At 57.2% G+C, this 20243-nt stretch carries 16 protein-coding genes; 9 read left to right on the top strand and 7 right to left on the bottom strand.

The features are described 5' to 3' along the window. The first annotated feature begins 14 nt into the window (after positions 1-14). The gene (locus tag ABLQ08_RS09765; protein ID WP_352941237.1) at positions 15-1217 is read left to right on the top strand and encodes a methionine gamma-lyase; all 1203 of its coding nucleotides are present in this window, start codon (positions 15-17) and stop codon (positions 1215-1217) included. Here the strand turns inward: ABLQ08_RS09765 and ABLQ08_RS09760 are convergent. After that, positions 1214-1684, bottom strand: a complete 471-nt coding sequence (locus tag ABLQ08_RS09760) for an Lrp/AsnC family transcriptional regulator (protein WP_352941235.1) — start codon at positions 1682-1684, stop codon at positions 1214-1216. The two genes, ABLQ08_RS09765 and ABLQ08_RS09760, sit on opposite strands and share 4 nt — an antisense overlap. Positions 1685-1806: 122 nt before the next feature. Here ABLQ08_RS09760 and ABLQ08_RS09755 point away from each other — a divergent pair, with 122 nt between their 5' ends. Further along, positions 1807-4164: a 1-deoxy-D-xylulose-5-phosphate synthase N-terminal domain-containing protein gene (locus ABLQ08_RS09755; RefSeq protein WP_352941232.1), complete on the top strand. Its 2358-nt coding sequence runs from the start codon at positions 1807-1809 to the stop codon at positions 4162-4164. Positions 4165-4198: 34 nt separating this feature from the next. Here the strand turns inward: ABLQ08_RS09755 and ABLQ08_RS09750 are convergent, their stop codons facing one another. Continuing rightward, positions 4199-4759, bottom strand: a complete 561-nt coding sequence (locus tag ABLQ08_RS09750; protein ID WP_352941230.1) for a PAS and helix-turn-helix domain-containing protein — start codon at positions 4757-4759, stop codon at positions 4199-4201. A gap of 174 nt (positions 4760-4933) precedes the next feature. Between ABLQ08_RS09750 and ABLQ08_RS09745 the strand changes: the two genes are divergently transcribed. The 7 genes from ABLQ08_RS09745 (at position 4934) to ABLQ08_RS09715 (ending at position 13568) form a co-directional block, all read left to right on the top strand. After that, entirely contained in the window at positions 4934-6217 is a 1284-nt protein-coding gene (locus tag ABLQ08_RS09745) for an acetylornithine deacetylase/succinyl-diaminopimelate desuccinylase family protein (protein WP_352941227.1), read from the top strand. 29 nt (positions 6218-6246) lie between these two features. Further along, positions 6247-7731, top strand: coding sequence for an ABC transporter substrate-binding protein (locus tag ABLQ08_RS09740; RefSeq protein ID WP_352941225.1), 1485 nt, complete (start codon positions 6247-6249; stop codon positions 7729-7731). A 107-nt stretch (positions 7732-7838) separates the two neighbouring features. Then, positions 7839-8786, top strand: a complete 948-nt coding sequence (locus ABLQ08_RS09735) for an ABC transporter permease (protein ID WP_352941222.1) — start codon at positions 7839-7841, stop codon at positions 8784-8786. After that, entirely contained in the window at positions 8787-9617 is an 831-nt protein-coding gene (locus ABLQ08_RS09730; RefSeq protein ID WP_352941219.1) for an ABC transporter permease, read from the top strand. Further along, complete coding sequence (locus ABLQ08_RS09725) at positions 9614-11242, top strand: ABC transporter ATP-binding protein (protein WP_352941217.1); 1629 nt, start codon at positions 9614-9616, stop codon at positions 11240-11242. Before ABLQ08_RS09730 ends, ABLQ08_RS09725 begins: the two co-directional genes overlap by 4 nt. After that, the gene (locus ABLQ08_RS09720; protein WP_352941215.1) at positions 11214-12668 is read left to right on the top strand and encodes an aldehyde dehydrogenase family protein; all 1455 of its coding nucleotides are present in this window, start codon (positions 11214-11216) and stop codon (positions 12666-12668) included. The genes ABLQ08_RS09725 and ABLQ08_RS09720 overlap by 29 nt, the downstream gene beginning before the upstream one ends. 159 nt (positions 12669-12827) lie before the next feature. Continuing rightward, entirely contained in the window at positions 12828-13568 is a 741-nt protein-coding gene (locus ABLQ08_RS09715) for an SDR family oxidoreductase (protein WP_352941213.1), read from the top strand. A 57-nt stretch (positions 13569-13625) separates the two neighbouring features. Here ABLQ08_RS09715 and maiA read toward each other — a convergent pair whose 3' ends face one another. The 5 genes from maiA to ABLQ08_RS09690 form a co-directional block, all read right to left on the bottom strand. After that, positions 13626-14276, bottom strand: a complete 651-nt coding sequence (maiA, locus tag ABLQ08_RS09710; protein ID WP_352941211.1) for a maleylacetoacetate isomerase — start codon at positions 14274-14276, stop codon at positions 13626-13628. 198 nt (positions 14277-14474) lie between these two features. After that, positions 14475-14990, bottom strand: coding sequence for a transglutaminase-like cysteine peptidase (locus ABLQ08_RS09705; protein WP_352941209.1), 516 nt, complete (start codon positions 14988-14990; stop codon positions 14475-14477). 280 nt (positions 14991-15270) lie between these two features. After that, positions 15271-16578, bottom strand: coding sequence for an HlyD family type I secretion periplasmic adaptor subunit (locus tag ABLQ08_RS09700; RefSeq protein WP_352941207.1), 1308 nt, complete (start codon positions 16576-16578; stop codon positions 15271-15273). Beyond that, positions 16562-18805, bottom strand: a complete 2244-nt coding sequence (locus ABLQ08_RS09695) for a type I secretion system permease/ATPase (protein ID WP_352941204.1) — start codon at positions 18803-18805, stop codon at positions 16562-16564. The genes ABLQ08_RS09700 and ABLQ08_RS09695 overlap by 17 nt, the downstream gene beginning before the upstream one ends. A 10-nt stretch (positions 18806-18815) precedes the next feature. Continuing rightward, positions 18816-20120 carry a TolC family outer membrane protein gene (locus ABLQ08_RS09690; protein WP_352941202.1) on the bottom strand — a complete coding sequence of 435 codons (1305 nt, stop codon included), beginning with the start codon at positions 20118-20120 and terminating at the stop codon, positions 18816-18818. Positions 20121-20243 lie beyond the last annotated feature (123 nt).

Genomic DNA, 20243 nt, shown 5'->3' with positions numbered 1-20243 from the left:
TGAAGGAGACAGCCATGAGCCGGGTCAAGGGTTTTGCCAGCCGTGCCATTCACCACGCTTATGAACCGATGGAGAACGAGGGTGCATTGACGCCACCGCTGCATCTGACTTCGACGTTCGTTTTCGACACGGCAGAGGCTGGTGGCGAGATGTTTGCCGGTGAACGGGAAGGCCACATCTACAGCCGGATCTCCAACCCGACCCTTGATCTTCTGGAACGCCGGATCGCAGCGCTGGAAGGCGCGGAAGCCGGCCTTGCCTTGTCCTCTGGCATGGGAGCGATCACGGCGACATTCTGGACGCTGGTAAGCCCCGGAGACGAAATCATCGTTGATGAAACGCTTTATGGCTGCACCTTTGCCTACATGCGTCACGGGTTGGCGAAGTTCGGCATCACGATATCCCATGTTGACATGACCAATCCCGAAAACCTGCGCTCGGCAATCTCGGACAAGACTCGCGTGGTTTATTTCGAGACGCCGGCCAACCCGAACATGCGTTTGGTCGATATTGCCCGGATTTCCGAGATCGCACACGAAAGCGGAGCGATTGTCGTTGTCGACAACACCTACGCGACGTCATATCTGACCCGGCCAATCGAGATGGGGGCCGATATCGTTCTGCATTCGGCAACCAAGTATCTTGGTGGTCACGGTGACGTGGTTGCAGGTCTGGTTGTCGGTCGTGCGGAACAGATAACCGAAATCCGTCTTGTTGGAATGAAGGACATGACCGGGGCGGTGATGGCCCCCTTCAATGCGCTCCTGATCTTGCGGGGGCTGAAGACGCTGGCGCTTCGCATGGATCGCCACTGTTCCTCAGCGCAACAGGTTGCTGAATGGCTTGAAGCACATGCTGCTGTTTCAAAGGTCTATTACCCGGGACTTGAAAGTTACGAGCAGCACGATCTGGCAAAGCGTCAGATGGCGCAGCCGGGCGGAATGATCGCGTTTGAACTCGAAGGGGGGCTTCAAACCGGGATCGACATGATGAATGGGTTGAAGATGATCCAGCGCGCGGTTTCACTCGGTGATGCGGAGACGCTCATTCAGCATCCCGCTTCCATGACGCACTCCACCTATACACCTGAAGAACGTGCCGCGCACGGCATCAGTGACGGGTTGGTCAGGCTTTCGGTTGGTCTGGAGGATGTAGACGACATTCTCGGGGATCTTGTCCAGGCGATGCCCGAAAAGCCAACTGCGGCAGCGGCCTAAGGTGTCCTCGCGACACCGGACTTGACCCGCCTTAGCGGGATCGAACTTTCGATATTGGCGACGCCGGGCACCTTGGTCAGTTTTCCGGTCAGGAACGTCTCGAAGGCTGCAAGCCCGGTGGTTGCCACACGCAGGAGATAGTCGCGATTGCCGGTCATGAGCCAGCAATCGACCACTTCCGGAAATGCCTGAATTGCGTCCTCAAACTGGTCCAGAGTGATATCGATCTGTTTGTCGAGTTGAACCGAAACGAAAACCGAAACTTCGTACCCGAGGGCAACCTCGTCAATCAGCGCACTGTAGCCGGTGATGATGCCGCGCTCTTCCAAATTCCTCAGGCGGCGGGAAACGGGGGTCGGGCTGAGACCGACGCGCTCGGACAGTTCCTGAAGAGAGATGCGGCCATCAGTCCTCAATTCTCGCAGGATTTGAATATCGAATGCATCCAGATTGGTGGAATTAGCCATAATTTTTCTTTCTTTTGGCGAAAATCACTAAAATTTAGCCAAAGAGAGTATGAAATAGCAAGGAATCCATTGCCCGGGATCGCTAAATTGAACGAAAGTGTTGGATTTACAGGGACTTCACGATGAGCGCCGAACATCTCAAGACCATCGAAAAAAGACTGTTGTGGCTGTCGCACTGGATGATCCACCACGCCAATCATGTTCGGTCAAAAGTAGATGATATCAAGACAGGTGGACACCAGGCGAGCTCGGCTTCGATGGTGTCAATCATGACCGCGCTCTACTTTTCGGTGTTGCGTCCTGAAGACCGGGTTGCGGTGAAACCGCATGCGTCTCCGGTCTTTCACGCTATCCAGTACCTGATGGGCAATCAGACCCGCGAGAAAATGGAGAATTTTCGAGGGTTTGGTGGGGTTCAGTCCTATCCGTCCCGGACAAAGGACATCGATGACGTCGACTTTTCGACCGGGTCCGTCGGGCTCGGTGTCGCGATCACATCCTTTGCTTCGCTTGTTCAGGACTACATAGATGCCAAACACTGGTCGTCGGATCGTCCGCTCGGGCGCATGATCGCGCTTGTGGGCGATGCCGAGCTGGACGAAGGCAATGTTTACGAAGCACTGCAGGAAGGCTGGAAGAACGATCTCAGAAACTGCTGGTGGATCATCGATTATAACCGGCAATCCCTTGACGGCATCGTTCGGGAGGGTCTGTTCGACCGGGTCGAGAAGATCTTCGATGCATTCGGCTGGGAGGTCGTGCGCGTCAAATACGGCGCTCTTCAGCGTGCGGCCTTCGATGAACCGGGCGGCAACCGGCTGCGACAGTGGATAGACGACTGTTCCAACCAGGAATATTCCGCGCTTACGTTCATGGGCGGCGCCGTCTGGCGCAAGCGCCTGATGGACGATCTTGGCGACCAGGGCGACGTGACCGCGCTGATTGACAGACGCAGTGATGAGGAACTGGCCGAGCTGATGGAAAATCTCGGTGGCAATTGTACCGAAACAATGGCCGAAGCCTTCGCCGCCATCGATCATGATCGTCCGACCTGTTTCCTCGCCTATACGATCAAGGGCTGGGGAACGCCGATTGCCGGTCACAAGGACAATCATGGCGGGTTGATGAACAAGACCCAGATGGCCGAATGGCAAAAGCATATGGGTGTCAGGGAAGGAGAGGAGTGGGAACCGTTCGCAACAGTTCAGGACGCTCCTGCCCTGAAGTCGTTTCTGGCTGAAGTGCCTTTCTTTTCAAAGGGCGCGCGCCGTTACTCCGATGCCCGTATTGATGTGCCATCGATCGAACTGCAGTCGGACCGGGATATCTCGACGCAGATGGCCTTCGGCAAGGTCCTTGACGACCTGTCGAAAGGAGACAGCAAACTGGCGGAACGTATCGTCACGACGTCTCCTGATGTGACGGGCACCACCAATCTTGGACCATGGGTCAACCGCCGCAAGCTGTTTGCGCGCACTGCCATGGCCGATGCCTTTATCGAGCACCGCATTCCTTCGACCGCAAAATGGGAGTTCACTCCGGAAGGCCAACATATCGAACTCGGCATTGCCGAAATGAACCTGTTCCTGCTGCTTGCCGCCGCCGGTCTGTCGCATTCGCTCTTCGGAGAACGGCTCATTCCGATCGGAACCGTCTACGATCCTTTCGTCTGCCGCGGTCTCGATGCCCTCAACTATGCCTGCTATCAGGATGCGCGGTTCATGATCGTCGGAACACCGTCCGGCACAACACTGGCGCCCGAGGGTGGGGCCCATCAATCCATCGGCACGCCGCTGATCGGCATGAGCCAGGATGGCCTTGCTGCGTTTGAGCCCGCCTTTGCGGACGAACTTGCTGTGATCATGGCATGGGCCTTCGATTATCTTCAGCGTGATGGGGAGGGCGACCCGGACGAGCGGACATGGCTGCGCGACGAAACCGGTGGCTCCGTTTACTTGCGTCTTTCCACCAATCCGATTGAGCAACCGGTCAAGCGAGTGGACGAAGACTTCCGCCAAGGGGCCATTGATGGCGCCTACTGGTTGCGCAAACCCGGCCCGAATTGCGAAATCGTCATTGCCTATCAGGGTGTCGTGGCGCCGGAAGCCATCAAGGCTGCAGGGCAACTCGCCGGAAACCGGCGAGATGTCGGGGTTCTGGCGGTCACATCCGCCGACCGGCTCAATGCCGGCTGGACCGCCGCTCAGCGCGCCCGAGCACGCGGAAACGGGACAGCTGTTTCCCATATCGAACACCTGATGGCGGACCTGCCGTCTCATTGCAAGCTGATCACCGTTATCGACGGCCACCCAGCAACACTTGCCTGGCTCGGCAGTGTCGGTGGACATCAGACAATCCCGCTCGGCGTAGAGCATTTCGGCCAAACAGGATCAATCAGTGACCTCTACGGCCACTTCGGGATTGATGCGGACTCGATCATCGAAAAAGTGAATGGACTGACGCCTGGTCGAGTGGTCTGAGAACATTTGCAACCTTTTCGCCCGGATTGAAAAGTCAGCGCTGTGCCTTGCCTGTCTGATGGCCGGACAGGCGGGCCAGAAGGACGGCAACGTTCTTGACCTGAAATTTCTTCAGAAGTCGTGCCCGGACATCTTCGATGGTTCTGGGCGATAGGGAGAGGGCACGGGCGATTTCCTTGCTGGTTTGTCCCTTGGAGAGATAAAGCAGGACCTCACGCTCGCGCGGTGTGAGCTGGGGCCCGCTGACGGTATTGTCGATCAGAGCGAAGCTCAGGACGATGCGGGAAAGCGGTGTTTCGGGTGTGAGGGTGCGGGCGCGGAACCTGCACCAGATCATCGATCCGTCCGACCGGCGCATCAGGCGCTCATCGGTATAAGGCAGAGACTTGCGCAAGGGTTCCAGGCCGATGTCCCGGATGTCGTGAAACTCCTGATCCGACCCGTAAAGCAGCCTGAAACTCTGGCCGATCAACTCCTCCTTGCGATAGTCAAACATCTGCGCAAAAGTTTCATTGCAAGTCCTGATGATGCGGTTTTCCGTCAGGGCGAGGCCCATGGGTGCGTTGTCGAAAGCAAGTTGCTCGAGGTCGTTCATTTTTCACCGTGTTCCTACGGTATTGGCACCGTAGAAAGACGGTAGCATAGTTATTGACAGATTTGCCATGGCGATTAGCTGGCAAACGTATGAGCTCAGAACGGCCGGTCTCGTCAGACCAAAGGCCTCAAATCCGCACCGATAGAATGCGGAACGCTCCAGGGAACAAGCTGAATGCCGCAGACAGACAAGATGATCCAAGAGATCGATGCCAGACGCGACGACCTGATTGTGTTGACACAGGAGCTTTTGCGCATTCCGACGCTCAATCCTCCGGGCGAGAACTACCGCGAGATCTGCGAATATCTGGACAAGCGACTGAGGCGGAGCGGATTTGAAATCGAGCTGATCCGCGCCCATGGAACTCCCGGCGATTGCGAGAAATATCCTCGCTGGAACATTGTGGCTCGCAGGGAAGGCAAGCGCACGGGCGAGTGCGTTCATTTCAACAGTCATATTGACGTGGTCGATGTGGGGCACGGCTGGACGAAGGATCCGTTCGGCGGTGAGCTTGTCGACGGAAAAATCTACGGCCGCGGTGCGTGCGATATGAAAGGCGGGCTTGCCGCCAGCATCATCGCCGCCGAAGCTTTTCTGGCGGTCCATCCGGATTTTGCCGGAGCGATCGAAATCAGCGGGACAGCGGATGAGGAGTCGGGTGGATACGGCGGGGTCGCCTATCTGGCGCAGAAAGGCTATTTCGACCCCAACCGCGTCCATCATGTCATCATCCCCGAACCGCTCAACAAGGATCGCATCTGTCTGGGTCACCGCGGCGTCTGGTGGGCCGAGGTCGAAACTTTCGGTGAGATCGCGCACGGCTCCATGCCGTTCCTGGGGGACTGTGCGGTTCGGCACATGGGGGCGGTTGTCGAGGAAATGGAAAAGAGCCTCTTTCCGGCTCTGGCGGAAAAACGGACGGATATGCCGGTTGTTCCCGAAGGTGCGCGCCAATCGACGCTCAACATCAACTCGATCCATGGTGGGCAGGCTGAAGGCGACGCCGATTTTACCGGCCTGCCAAGTCCGTGTGTTCCCGACAGTTGCCGGATGGTGATCGACAGGCGTTTCCTGCTTGAAGAAGATATCGATGACGTGCAGGAAGAGGTGTTTCAGGTACTGAAGACCGTCGAGGAACGGCGGGAGGACTTCCGATACGACGTGCGTGAGCTTCACCGGGTTTTGCCGACAATGACCGACAAGAAGGCGCCGGTTGTGAAGACCGTTGCCAAGGCCATTGAGGAAACCATGGGCAAACAGGCGGAATATGTTGTCAGTCCAGGAACTTATGACCAAAAACATATCGACCGGATCGGCAAATTGAAGAATTGTATCGCTTATGGTCCGGGTATTCTGGATCTGGCGCACAAACCTGATGAATATGTGGGCGTGGAAGATATGCTCGATTCTGCCAAGGTGATGGGCCGTTCTTTGATTGAGTTATTGGTAAAGCCGTAAGCAAGCGGCATCGACAGATGGGGAGAGCTATGCGTTTGAGCAAGTTTGGGAGTGGACTGATCAGCATTCTGGCGCTGACCGCAAGCATCGGTCTGGCACATGCCAAGAGCGATATCGTGGTTGCGATGCAGTTGGAGCCGCCGCATCTGGACCCGACGAGCGCCGCTGCCGGGGCGATCGATTCCGTGCTTTATTCCAATGTTTTCGAAGGGTTGACCCGCTTCGGTCCGGACGGCTCTGTCAATCCGGGACTGGCGGAAAGCTGGACCATCTCTGAAGACGGAAAGACCTATTCGTTCAAGCTGCGCCCAGATGTCAAATTCCATGATGGCACGGACCTGACGGCGGATGACGTGAAATTCAGTCTCGACCGGGCGCGTGCAGACGACAGTGCCAATGCGCAGAAGGCCCTGTTTTCCGGGATCGAAAGCGTTGAGGTTGTCGACCCGCTTACCGTCAAGGTGACCCTGTCGGCCCCCAATGGCAGTTTCCTGTTCAACATGGCCTGGGGTGATGCGGTCATCGTAGCACCGGAAACCATCGCCGACATCAAGAGCAATCCGGTGGGAACCGGTGCGTTCAAATTTTCCAACTGGGTTCAGGGTGACAGGATCGAGTTGGAGAAAAATGCTGACTACTGGGGTGAACCGGCAAAGCTCGACAAGGCCACGTTCAAGTTCATTTCCGATCCGACCGCGGCCTTTGCGGCTGTCATGGCAGAAGACGTGAATGCGTTTGTCGGTTTTCCGGCGCCGGAAAACCTGCCGCAGTTCGAGGCCGATCCTCGTTTCCAGGTGCTTGTGGGATCGACGGAGGGGGAAACCATACTCTCCACCAACAACAAGCTGCCGCCTCTTGATGATCTCAATGTTCGCAAGGCGATTGCTCATGCGATTGACCGGCAGGCAATCATCGACGGAGCGATGTTCGGATATGGCACTCCAATCGGAACGCATTTTGCGCCGCATAATCCAGACTATGTCGATCTGACTGCCAACAGTGCTTATGATCCGGAGCTGTCTAAGAAGCTTCTTGCCGAAGCAGGACACGCGGATGGGTTCAAGACCACCTTGAAGCTGCCGCCACCGTCCTACGCGCGGCGTGGCGGAGAAATCATTGCCGCTCAACTTCGGGCCGTTGGCATTGAAACTGAGATTTCCAATCTTGAGTGGGCGCAGTGGCTGGAACAGGTGTTCAAAGGCAAGGATTACGGCCTGACGATCGTCAGTCATACCGAGCCCATGGACATCGGCATTTATGCCCGGCCTGATTACTACTTCCAGTATGACAGCGCCGACTTTCAGAAGATTTTTGAAGATCTGACCAGGGAAAACGATCCGGAAAAAAGATCCGACCTTCTGAAGCAGGCCCAGGAAATGATCTCCAATGATTATGTCAATGGCTACCTGTTCCAGCTGGCCTTCCCGACGGTCGCCAATGCGAAGGTCAAGGGGCTTTGGGAAAACCAGCCGACACAGGCAACCGATCTGACCGGTGTGTACTGGGAAGACTGAACCGATAACCGCACAGGCATCTGCGGTAACGCGGGTGCCTTGCTTTTCCGCTTTCATTTTCTCTTCTTCCAACGGGAACAAACAGCCGGTGGGCGTGTGACAGGTTCATGCTGCGGTATTTCTTGAAACGTTTGCTGTCTCTGGCGCTGAGCCTCGTGGCTGCGTCCGTGGTGATCTTCCTGGCGCTTGAAGTCGTGCCGGGAGACCCTGCGGCCTACATGCTTGGCCTCAATGCGCAGGAAGACACGCTCAACGCCCTGCGTGAGCAACTCGGACTCAACGGCACTGTTCTGGAGCGCTACCTCTCTTGGGCGGGAGGTCTTCTGACCGGCGATTTCGGGATTTCCTATACCTACAGGACACCTGTTTCAGAAATGATAGGTGACCGCCTTTGGGTCTCACTGCCGCTGGCGCTTTATGCCCTGACCTTGAGCACCCTGATTGCGTTTCCTGCCGGGATCTGGGCGGCCTCCAGGCGCGGTTCCTATGTGGATGCGGGTGTCATGGGAGTAACCCAGCTGGGTGTCGCGATCCCGAACTTCTGGTTCGCGATGCTGATGGTGCTGGTCTTCGCCATCAACCTGCGCTGGTTTTCGGCTGGCGGTTTTGCAGGGTGGGATGCAGGGTTCTTCTCCGGAATGAAGTCGCTAACTCTCCCGGCAATCGCACTCGCCCTGCCTCAAGCCAGCATCCTTACCCGCGTGATGCGATCCAGCCTTCTCGACACGTTGAACGAGGATTTCATTCGCACGGCGCGGGCCAAGGGCCTGAACAGGGGCCAGGCGATGTGGCGCCATGCCTTGCGAAACGCCCTTATTCCGGTCCTGACGATCATGGGGCTTCAGTTCTCGTTTCTGCTGGCAGGTGCCATCATCATCGAAAACGTCTTCTACCTGCCGGGGCTTGGACGTCTGGTGTTTCAGGCGATCAGCGCGCGTGATCTCATTGTGGTTGAAAGCGTGGTGATGTTGCTCGTCTTCGCGGTCATCGTGGTCAATTTTGCAGTTGATCTGGCCTATGCATGGGTCGATCCGCGTTTGCGGGGGCGGCGATAAATGAGCTTGCTTTTTCACAGCCGGACCCTGCTGCCGGGGGCGACCCTGACTTTCTTGTTTGCCGGCGCTGCAATCGTCAGTCTTTTCTGGGTCCCCTACGACACGACGGTTCTGGACATCGCCAACAAGATCAAGTCTCCGAGCTGGGCGCATCCGTTCGGTACGGATCAGTTCGGGCGCGATATCCTCAGCATGATCATGGTCGGTGCCAGAACCTCGATTGCGGTGGCGCTGGTTGCCGTCGGTATCGGCATGCTGGCGGGGGTGCCGCTGGGACTTGCAGCGGCAGCACGCAAAGGCGGCCTGCTGGACGAAGTCATCATGCGGATGAACGATCTTGTGTTCGCATTTCCGAGCCTCCTGATCGCGGTGATGATCACTGCTGTTTTCGGCGCATCGGCGCTCAATGCCATCATTGCCATCGGGATCTTCAACATTCCGGTTTTTGCGCGCCTGACACGCGGGGCGGCACTGTCTCTCTGGAGCAGGGACTACATCATGGCGGCTCGCGTTGCGGGCAAGGGGCCTGCGCGCATTTCACTGGAACATATCCTGCCGAACGTCGCCAACCTCCTGATCGTACAGGGAACGATCCAGTTCTCGCTCGGCATTCTGGCGGAGGCAGGTCTGAGCTATGTCGGTCTCGGCGCTCAGCCGCCGGTCGCCAGCTGGGGGCGAATGCTGGCAGACAGCCAGACAATGATTTCGTTCGCCCCGCATCTGGCGCTCTTTCCCGGTCTTGCCATCCTTTTGACAGTGCTCGGATTGAACCTGTTGGGCGATGGCCTGCGTGACATTCTCGACCCGAAACTGAGGAGGGCACGCGCATGAGCCTTCTGACGATAAACGGACTGAGCCTTTCCATTCATGGTCAACCTATCCTGAAGGACGTTTCCATGGAACTGGAGCCTGGCCGGGTTCTGGGTGTTATCGGGGAAAGCGGGTCCGGCAAGTCGATCACTGCCTTCAGTGTCATGCAGTTGTTGCCAAACGGAACAGATTGCAAGGGAGAAATCCTGCTTTCCGGCAGGAGCGTCCTGTCCTTGAATGAAGCACAGATGTGCGACATCCGGGGCAAGGATGTCGGCATGGTGTTTCAAGAACCCATGACGGCACTTAATCCGCTCAAGACGATCGGGGCACAGGTCGCTGAAACCATTCTGATCCATGAGAAGGTTTCGAAGGCGGAAGCGAGAAGCCGCGCCGCCGAAGCACTCAGCAGGGCCGAGCTGCCTCCAGACAGGTTTCCCTTATCGCGATATCCCCATGAGCTTTCGGGCGGGCAGCGCCAGCGCGTCGTAATCGCAATGGCGATCGCGCTGCGCCCCAGGCTTCTGATTGCCGACGAGCCGACAACGGCTCTGGATGTCACCACGCAGGCGCAGATCCTGAAGTTGCTGAAGAAGCTCGTCGCCGAGGAGGGGATCGGGTTGATGCTGATCAGCCATGACCTCGCAGTGGTTGCGGATCTCGCCGATGATCTGGTGATCATGCGGCAGGGGGAGGTGGTGGAGAGCGGACCGGCCGATACCCTCTTCCGGAACATGCAGCATCCGTATTCGCGGGCCTTGCTGGAAGCCTCTGGTCATGTGCCCGAAAGATCCGGTCATTCCAGGCCTGATGCCTTGCTGCAGGTTCGCAATGTTGTGCGTGAATATGTCAGGCATTCCTATGGGTTGTGGGGATCAAGTTCGCAATTCCGGGCGGTGAACGATGTCAGTTTCGAGATACGTCGCGGCGAAAGCCTGGGCCTTGTCGGTGAATCGGGTTGCGGCAAGTCCACGCTGACCCGCGCCATTCTCGGACTGGAGGAGGTGCAGGACGGCGAGATCCTGTTCGACGGGCAGCCGGTCTTTACAAACCATCATGCCAACAAGGCGGTGCGTCGGCGCATGCAGGTTGTCTTTCAGGATCCGTATGGAAGCTTCAACCCGCGCTGGAGGGTCGAGCGCCTGATTACCGAACCCTTTCACCTGTTGGATCATGCACCGAAGGGGACTGATCGCGACAGGGCGATTGCGGAAGCTTTGGAGAGCGTTGGTCTCAGGGAAGCCGACCGTCACAAATACATTCACGAGTTCAGTGGAGGTCAGCGGCAGCGGATTGCGATCGCGCGGGCACTGATCATCAAGCCTGACCTGATCATTCTGGACGAAGCGGTTTCGGCGCTGGATGTCTCGGTCAGAGCCCAGGTCCTCGACCTCCTGGCGGATCTGAGTGACGGGCTCGGTCTGACCTATCTTTTCATCAGCCATGATCTCAGTGTTGTCCGGTCGATCACCGAACGGGTGCTGGTCATGAAATCCGGTCAAATCGTCGAACAGGGCCCAACCGAGGACGTCTTCGACAATCCGCAACACGAATATACCAGGAAACTGGTCGCAGCCGCTCCGGTCTTGCCGGACGATGTCGCAGGAGGAAAAACGCATGACCCAGTCTCCGGATCTCTGGTTTGACCCGACAAAGTGTCTGATCGGCGGCCTGTGGGTCGCCCCCGCAAGCGGTGAGCTGCTGCCTCTGCAGAACCCGTCGACGGGAGAGCGCATCGGATCGATTGCGCGGGGCACTTCAGAGGACATTGATGCAGCGGTGTCGGCAGCCGATGCCGCCTGGCGCGGTGAATGGGGCCGGACAACGGCGGTTGAGCGCGGACGCATTCTTTTCCGCCTTCAGCAGCTCGTGCTCGAGCGCGTGGAAGATCTCGCATGCATCGAAGCGATTGATGTCGGCAAGCCGTTGAAGCAAGCTCGGGCGGATGCGGTCGCGCTTGCCCGATACCTGGAGTTTTATGGCGGAGCTGCCGACAAGCTGCATGGGGAAACCATTCCCTATCTCGACGGCTACACGGTTTACACTCTGCGCGAACCTCATGGGGTAACCGGGCACATCGTGCCGTGGAATTACCCGATGCAGATTATTGGCCGGTCGGTTGGTGCAGCGCTGGCGACCGGAAACGCATGCGTTCTGAAACCCGCGGAAGATGCCTGTCTGACTGCGCTTGCCTTTGCCGATCTTGCTCGGGAGGCCGGGCTTCCCGATGGTGTTCTCAATGTCGTTCCAGGATTGGGATCGGAGGCAGGTGCTGCCCTGTCGGCGCATTCGGGCGTCCACCATGTCAGCTTCACCGGTTCGGTTGCGACCGGGGTGCAGATCCAGATGGCGGCGGCACGCAATGTCGTACCGGTGACGCTGGAGCTCGGCGGGAAGTCGCCGCAGCTTGTTTTCGATGACGCGGATCTGGATGCGGCCCTGCCGTTCCTTGTGAATGCCGGCATCCAGAACGCCGGACAAACCTGTTCCGCGTCCTCACGTATTCTCGTTCACCGATCCATTCAGGATCAGGTGGTTGAAAGGATGTCTGAGCGATATGCCGTGCTGCAGGTCGGTCCGGCCCTGTCTGATCTTGATGTAGGTCCGCTGATTTCGGCCAAGCAGCAGGCCATTGTCTCCAGTTTTCTTGATCGTGGCGCCGATCTGGAAAGAGTTGCCGAAGGTGTCTTGAACGACGCTCCGGAGGGTGGAAATTACGTCAAGCCGACACTCTTCGCCGGCGTCGATCCCAAGCACGTCCTTGCCAGGGACGAGATTTTCGGACCGGTGCAGGTGATCATTCCATTTGACGACGAGGATGAGGCGGTGGCCATTGCCAACGGAACCGACTATGGCCTCGTGGCAAGTGTCTGGAGCCGGGACGGCGCACGCCAGATGCGTCTTGCCCGGAAAATCCGCAGCGGTCAGGTTTTCATCAACAATTACGGTGCCGGAGGCGGTGTCGAGCTTCCCTTTGGCGGCATGGGCAAGTCAGGCCATGGTCGCGAAAAGGGTTTCGAGGCGCTCTACGGTTTTACCACACTCAAGACCGTTGCCGCGTACCACGGTTGAAACAAGTCCGACCCGGACGCGACAAAGCGAAGTTCCGGGTGATGAGCGGCAGCAGTTCGATTTGACAGAACAAGGCTCTCGGAACCCGGCTCTCACTGCGTTTTGCCGGGTTGGCATGAGAAAAGAACGAGCTGGAAGCCAAGGTATTTGGAGGACTTTATGAGATTGCAGGGAAAGACAGCCATTGTGACCGGAGGAGCTTCCGGTTTCGGTGCAGGGATCGTTCGAAAATTTGCTGCTGAAGGCGCGAAAGTGCTCATCGCCGATCTCAACATGGATCTTGCGGAAGTCGTTGCAAGCGAAGTGGAGGGTATTGCGGTCAAGGTGGACGTTGCCGACAATGCCAGCGTCAAGTCACTGGCAGAAACAGCTGTATCCACGCTTGGTTCGGTCGATATCCTGGTCAACAACGCGGGTATTACGCACCTGCCGAAACCGATGCAGGAAGTAACTGAAGACGAATTTGACAGGGTTCTGGCTGTCAATTGCAAGTCGGTTTACCTGACCGCCCGTCATCTCGTTCCGCTCATGGTGGCAAAGGGAGAAGGTGCCATCCTCAACGTTGCCTCAACGGCAGGTCTCAGTCCGCGGCCACGGCTCAACTGGTACAACGCTTCAAAGGGGTGGATGATCACCGCAACAAAGACGATGGCGGTGGAGTTGGCACCCGATGGCGTTCGGGTCAACGCCATCTGTCCGGTCGCCGGCGAAACCCCGCTCCTGAAGAGTTTCATGGGGGAGGACACGCCGGAGATCCGCGCGAAATTCCTCTCCACCATTCCTCTCGGCCGCTTTTCGACCCCCGAAGACATGGGTAACGCAGCCTGTTTCCTTTGCTCGGACGAGGCCAGCATGATTACGGGCGTTGCGATGGAAGTGGATGGCGGCCGCTGTATTTGACGAGAGTTTGCGCTGGAGATCTTCCGGCGCAGACCGCCCGCCTTTCATTTGTTGCGTTTATTCGGCAGGAGGCGCGCCTACTGCATCAGGATGGGCGACCTTGAATGGCTCCAGACCGTCAGTTGTTTTTCTGACCGTCTCGATCCTGGCAAAACCGGTCGTGTCGACGCCCCAGCGGTCCGCATTGTAGAGCTGGGGTATCAGGCAGCAGTCAGCCATTGTCGGTTGGTCACCGAAGCAGAAGGGGCCGTCCGTATCCTGTAGCAGCCCTTCAAAGGCCGTAAGTCCCTTGTTGATGAAGTGGCGCATCCAGTTCACCTTGGTTTCATCACCACCACCGGTCAGCTCGGATACGTGCTTTGCGACGCTGAGATTGCAGACCGGGTGTATCTCCATGGCAATTGCATAAGCCAGTTGTCGGACCTGATACTGTCCGTCGATCTTCTCGGGCAGAAGCTTCGACCCTTTGGTCGTCGCATGCAGATATTCAATGATCGCAAGTGATTGGGTCAGGTGCTTGCCGTCGATGACGAGCGTTGGCAGCAAGCCTTGCGGGTTCATCGACAGGTAATCCTCTGTCTGATTGGCCCCGGTGAGCAGGTTCACAGGGCGGAGCTCGGTTTCAAGGCCCAGAAGATTGAGCGCGATGCGGACCCTGTAGCTAGCAGAAGACCGCCAATAGTCATAAAGCACGGGGTTCCGGTTCATCGAGGTCTCCAATTGAGAATTTGCATCACAGCTCGCTGCAAATTGCTTAAGCGGGTTGTGCTGTCTATGCAACTTGCTTTGCCGGATAGAAACGGGAATACCTGTTCCGGAAGTGCGTTTTGGATGAAAACGGAAGCCCGATCAATCGCGAGCCGGTGGCTGGAACTTTTTCGGTGGTATCGTTCGATTCGGATTGTTTCATCGTAAATCGGACTTGCTCTGACTTGAGCGCTCACCGGCAGCAAAATATCCGTCGCCGGTGACAACTGCGGCCACGCGATCCTGCCCGAGATGCCTTGCATCAACCGGGTAGCGGAACCGATTGTCGAGAATGACCGGTCGATCACCCAGAATTTGCAACACCATGTGACCTTCTCCCTGCGCTGTTTTCAGGATGAGAAGCCTTGAAGCTGACGGTTCTGATCCGGCGGCTTCCAGAATGGCCTGTTTCAACAGAACATGATCTTCGCAATCTCCGGCTTTTCGAAGCAGGGTGGACAACGGAGTTGCCCAATGATCGTCTCTTGCCGCATCCCGGACATACCGGATGCCTCGGGAAATCAGTTGCTGGACGAGTGCTGGACGCGAATGTGAAGGAGATACCCGGACCAGTGAAACGGCTCTATGCCAGATGTTTGCCCGAGGGTCGCGACAAGCTCCTGTCTCGCACGAGTTCAGCCAGTTTTTCTCTGCCTCCAGACGAGTTCTGGTCATTGCCCATCGCCGCGCGAGGACGGAGTCTGATCGAGTTGTCAGTTCCGACGGACCAATGTCGGAACTGACAAGGATTGGAGCCGATGTTTGGAAGTGAGAGGGAGCGGAAGTCTGTTTCGCATTGCCTGGTTCGGTAAACCGTATTTTCTCGAATGCATGAAGAGGAGACGGCAGAATTGTACCCGATATCAGAGCGGCAAGTCCGAGAATTGTTAGCCTCTTGAGACAAGTTTCGAGAAAGTGCATCGACATCCGCCAGTTTCAGGCGCATCGATACTTTCTACTTTTCGCGTAAAGCTTCTGATCGCGCCTTGACAATTGGCTTCAACAGATAATCGAGGACCGTTTTATTTCCGGTTAATATCGAGGCGTTTACAATCATTCCCGGCATTATTGGCAGCGGACTTTCTTCCGTGCCCAGGAAATTCCTGTCAGTTCTGACGATCACTCTATAGAAGGTGTCTCCCTCATCGTTGGTGATCGTGTCCGCGCCGATCCGTTCAACGACACCGGTCAGGTCGCCATAGACGGTGTAGTCATAGGCGGTTACCCTCACGCGGGCGAATTGACCGGGAAAAAGAAAGGCAACGTCCTGCGGCCTGATCTGCGCTTCGATCAGGAGCGTGTCGTCCAGAGGAACAATTTCCGAAATGCTCTCACCGGGAGAAACCACGGCGCCGATTGTTGCAATGGAGAAGTCGTTGATTATGCCGCGCACCGGGGCTCTGAGAACCGTGCGGCGCACCTTGTCCTTTGCTGACTTTATCGTCTCTTCCAGTATTGTCAGTTCATTCAGCGTCAGGATGAGCTCCTCATGTGCCTTTGCACGAAATCCGAGGATGGCGCTTTCCAGACGCGCGGATGCTTCGGTTATGGCGGCGGTGGCACGCGGAATAGACGCCTTGAGCACTTCCACTTCAAGGATACCGCCCTGTGCCTCGCGCTCCAGCCGCAGCAGATCCATCTTGGGAAAGGCCCCGGATTCGGCAAGCTCTCGGGCGCGCCGTAGCTCTTCGTCGAGCAACTTCGCGGATTGCAGGGTGCTCTTCAGGCGCGTTTCCAGCTCGACTTTCTCCAACCCGCGCTGGGATAGCTGTTGCTCAATGACCGACAGTTCCTGGGAAAGTGCGGTTTTCCTTGCTTCGAACAAGGCAAGTTCCCGTTCGGCCACCGGCTGGTCGATTTCGCCCGGCTCAAGTGTCAGAGGTTGCCCGCGTGCTTCGGCTTCCAGCCGCTTGGCCTTGATCAGCAGCGCCGCCTGCTGTTGGGCCAGTTCTCCAAGATCCGAGGCAAAGCCGGTGTCGTCTATGCGAACAAGCGGCTGGTTGGCGTCAACAACGTCGCCTTCCTGTACGAAGATCTCGGCAATCAGGCCGCCTTCAAGAGATTCCACGATCTGAACCTGGCTGGAGGGAATGACCCGGCCATCACCCGTCGTCACTTCCTCGATTTCGGCAAAATAAGCCCAGACGGCGATTGCGGCGAGGAGAAGGAGAAGGGCAAGCAAAAGGCCCCAGACGCCGGAATTCCTCCGTTTTTCCAGCGCGGCACGGACATCATTTGCAAAGTCCTCATCCACCCTTGCCATCGCGGCCTCCGGAAACGGATGAGTGTTTGTCCGATGCAGATTGAGCACCAGCCTTCAGGCGGGAAATAACTTCGTCCTTCGGGCCGTCCATCAGCAATTTGCCTTTTTCCAGCAACAGGATGCGATCGACGAGATCCAGCGGACCGTCCCGATGTGTGGCAATGAAAAGAGTAATGCCAGTGTTCGCGATCTGTTTCAGCCGGTCGCAGAGTTGGCGTTCCGACATGATGTCGAGATATGCGGTCGGTTCGTCCAGACAAACGATTTTCGGGGTGCGGATCAGGCAACGGGCAAGAGCAACCGCCTGGCGTTGTCCGCCGGAAAGGCTGCGGCCACGTTCTTCAATATGCATGTCCAACCCGTCCGGATGGCGTGAAGAAAAGGCGTCGACACCTGCCAATTGTACCACCTTTTCGAGTTCTTCAGCGGTTGCGAAAGGTGCACCGACAAGAATGTTGTCGCGCAATGTGCCGTTGAAGAGCTCGGCATCCTGCAGACACAGCCCAACAGTTGTGCGCAGGTCAGCTGGTGAAAATTGCCGGGTGTCGATCCCGCCAAGCAGGTAGGTGCCCGATTGAGGCTCATAGAGGCCGGAAAGAACCCGGACGAGAGAACTCTTTCCGGAGCCGACGCGGCCGATAATGCCAACCCTTTCACCATTTCGAACTGAGAAGCTGACCTTCTCAAGGGCAGGAATGGTGTTGCCCGGATAAGTGAGGGTCACGTTCTGGAAAGTGATGCCGCCATCTTCCGGTGATGCAATGCTGCGCGCGACAACACCCCTTTCCGCCTCGGTTCCCATGAGCGCGTTCAGACCGCGCAAGGCACTCCTGGCGTGCAGAAGGCGCGAGAGTGTCTGGCTGATGTTGTTCAAGGGAGCCAGAACTCTGCCGGCCAGGATATTGGCGGCAATCAGCGCGCCAACGGAGATCTGTCCTTCCAGAACCAGAAAAACCCCCCAGACCACGATGACGATAGAGACGAGCTGGAACACGACGCCGGTGAAGGAGGCCGCCGTGTTGGCCCAGTACCGGGCCCGGGTTGTCGAGCGGCTGGCGGCAGCGACCGAACGGTCCCAGGCCTTGCGGAACCAGCTTTCACTGCCGCTGACCTTGATCGTTTCCAGGGACGAAATGGTTTCGACCAGCACTGCCTGTCGCCGTGCGGCATCGCTCTGGCTCTCGGAGAGCGCTCTGGACAGGGGGAACTGCACCATTGCTGTGACGGCAATGACGATGGGGACCGCGATAGCCGGAACCCAGGCCAGCGGGCCGACAAGAAACCACATGACCCAGACGAAAATACCAATGAAAAGCAGATCTGTTGCCGCGATGACGGTGGAGGATGTCAGAGCGTCGCGAACGGAATCGAGATCACGTACCTGATTGGCGACCGCGCCGGTCGATGCCGGTCTGCCGGCAAGCTTGATACGGAGAAAATGGTCGAACAGGCGCCCGGCAACCGCCATGTCCACCCTGCGACCCGTCTCATCGACAATGCGCATGCGTAGCAGCTTGAGCACGAAGTCGAACAGAAAAGCGATCAGGACGCCGATCGTCAAAACCCAGAGCGTCGGAATGGCGAGGTTCGGAATGACACGGTCATAAACATTCATGATGAAGAGCGGACTTGCCAGACCCAGCATGTTTCCGATGAAGGCCGCCGTGATGACCTGCAGGTAATTGGGCCAGAACCGTCGTACGGCCGACCAGAACCAATCCCTTGGTGTTTCCGGAGAATTCTGCTCCGCCTGTTCTTTCGCCGCCAAGTTGACAAAGACCACTACCGGCAGCTTGGGCCCGGTAAAGTCGTCGAGCTTCACCGTCTTGAGTTCACCCGGAATATCTGCAGCGAAGATTTTTGCAGTGCCTTCGCGGCGATTGATCTTTTCAACGACGACGGCCTGTTCGCCTTCGAGCACGACAATCACCGGCAGCGTCACAACAGGAACTTTCGACAGGTCACGCTGTTCAATGCGAACGACAAGCCCGAGGCGCCCCGCGGCTTCTTCCAGGCTTTTGAGCTGGAGGCCTTTAATGGTCAGGGGCAGTCCACGAACAAGTTCAGCCTTGTTCGCCATCCGGCCATGATGACGGGAGATATGTATCAGCGCTTCCAGAAGTCCGTTTTGGGTATTTTCGCCAGCAGGAAACGGATTTTCGGCACTTTCGTTCTTGCCTGGACCGGAAGCATGTTCATCCCTCTGGATTGTTGCATTCCCGTCCATGTCGGCACCTTCACCACTTGCGCAGCGGTTCTATGAGACCCTGTGACCCTACAAACCATGGAATTTCGGTTGTTCCGGTTTGACTTTCCGGGGGCGCCGACACTCCGAAGGAGGCCAACAGGTCACCGGTCGAGGCGAGCAATCGGTAGCGGGAAAAGACAGCGATGGTCTCTGAGCTGATAAGCTGGACCCGCGATGTGAATGCGGAGTTTTGCGCAATCAGCAGGTCTAGAAGGTCACGGAGACCTGCCTCGTATTCCTTTTCATAGCTGACGATCACTGCATCCGCTGCAACAGTCTGTTCTTTCAGGGCTTTGAGGCGAATGTCATTGCTTGTGATGTCACTCCAGGACCTGCGGACGCTTTCGTCCACGGTGCGGCGCAGCTGGTCGAGCTCCATCTTGCTTTCGGTGACTTTTTCACCAAGCTGCCGCCGGCGATTGGAGTCGATTGTCCCGTTAAAGAGGTTCCAGGACATGGTCATGCGCACGGCAAATTCATTGTTCCGGCCGGGCGTTCCGTCCAGATCCTCGCCGACGGAGGCCACGCCCTCCAGACCAATGCTCGGCATAAACAGCGATTGGGTCTTGTCATAGTCAGCTGTCGCAGCGTCGACATCAGCTGTCCCGGCCTTCAGGGAAGGATGGTTTTTCCGCGCTGTTGCAATGGCAATTGCCTCGGATTTGGGAACGTTTTTCGGCGAGCCGGGCGCTTTGAGGGCGGGCGGGGCAACACCAATGACATTTTCAAACCGGGCTTTTGCCGCTCCAAGTTCACGCAGCACGTCGGCACGCACCGCATGAACCGCCGCAACTCGCTCTTCCGCCTGGCGCAATTCACTTTCCGTTGCCGAGCCGCCTTGCACTTTGGTCCGAACCACCTTCAAGAGCCGGACATGCTCCTGAATGTTCGCGTCAGCGGCTCTCAGGATGCGGTGATGACGCACCACATCCAGGAACGTTTCTGTTGCATCAAGACCGATCAGTTCGGCTCGTTCCATGACGCGGGCCGCAGATCCGTCAACGCGCGCTGACTGCCGGTAGATTTCGTTGGCGCGGGCAAAACCGTCAAAAAAGACCTGCCGGGCGATAAGTGTCGCGTCGCGGGCATTCCGCCACTCACGGTTGTTGGTCACGGTCAGAGAGTTGGGGCGATCGACATACTGGGCACCATATGAGGCTTCCAGATCGAGTTTGGGCAGGTAAGCTCCTCGCGCCTGACCGAACTCGTAGTCTACCGAACGGCGGTTGGCGGCCGCCGCCAGAACCTGAGGATTGGTATTAACAGCGCGCGACACAGCTTCCTGCAGCGACATCGACTGTGCATGTGTTGGCGAAGTGCCGGAAAGCAAGATCAATATCAGACAGGATTGCTGGAAAAAACAACCGGGTTTCGACCAATCCGCGAAACTATGCCGGAATCCCGAAAAACTCTTAGC

Source organism: Roseibium sp. SCP14 (assembly GCF_040329475.1).
Lineage (GTDB): Bacteria > Pseudomonadota > Alphaproteobacteria > Rhizobiales > Stappiaceae > Roseibium.
This window is presented reverse-complemented; position numbering and strand designations above follow the sequence as displayed.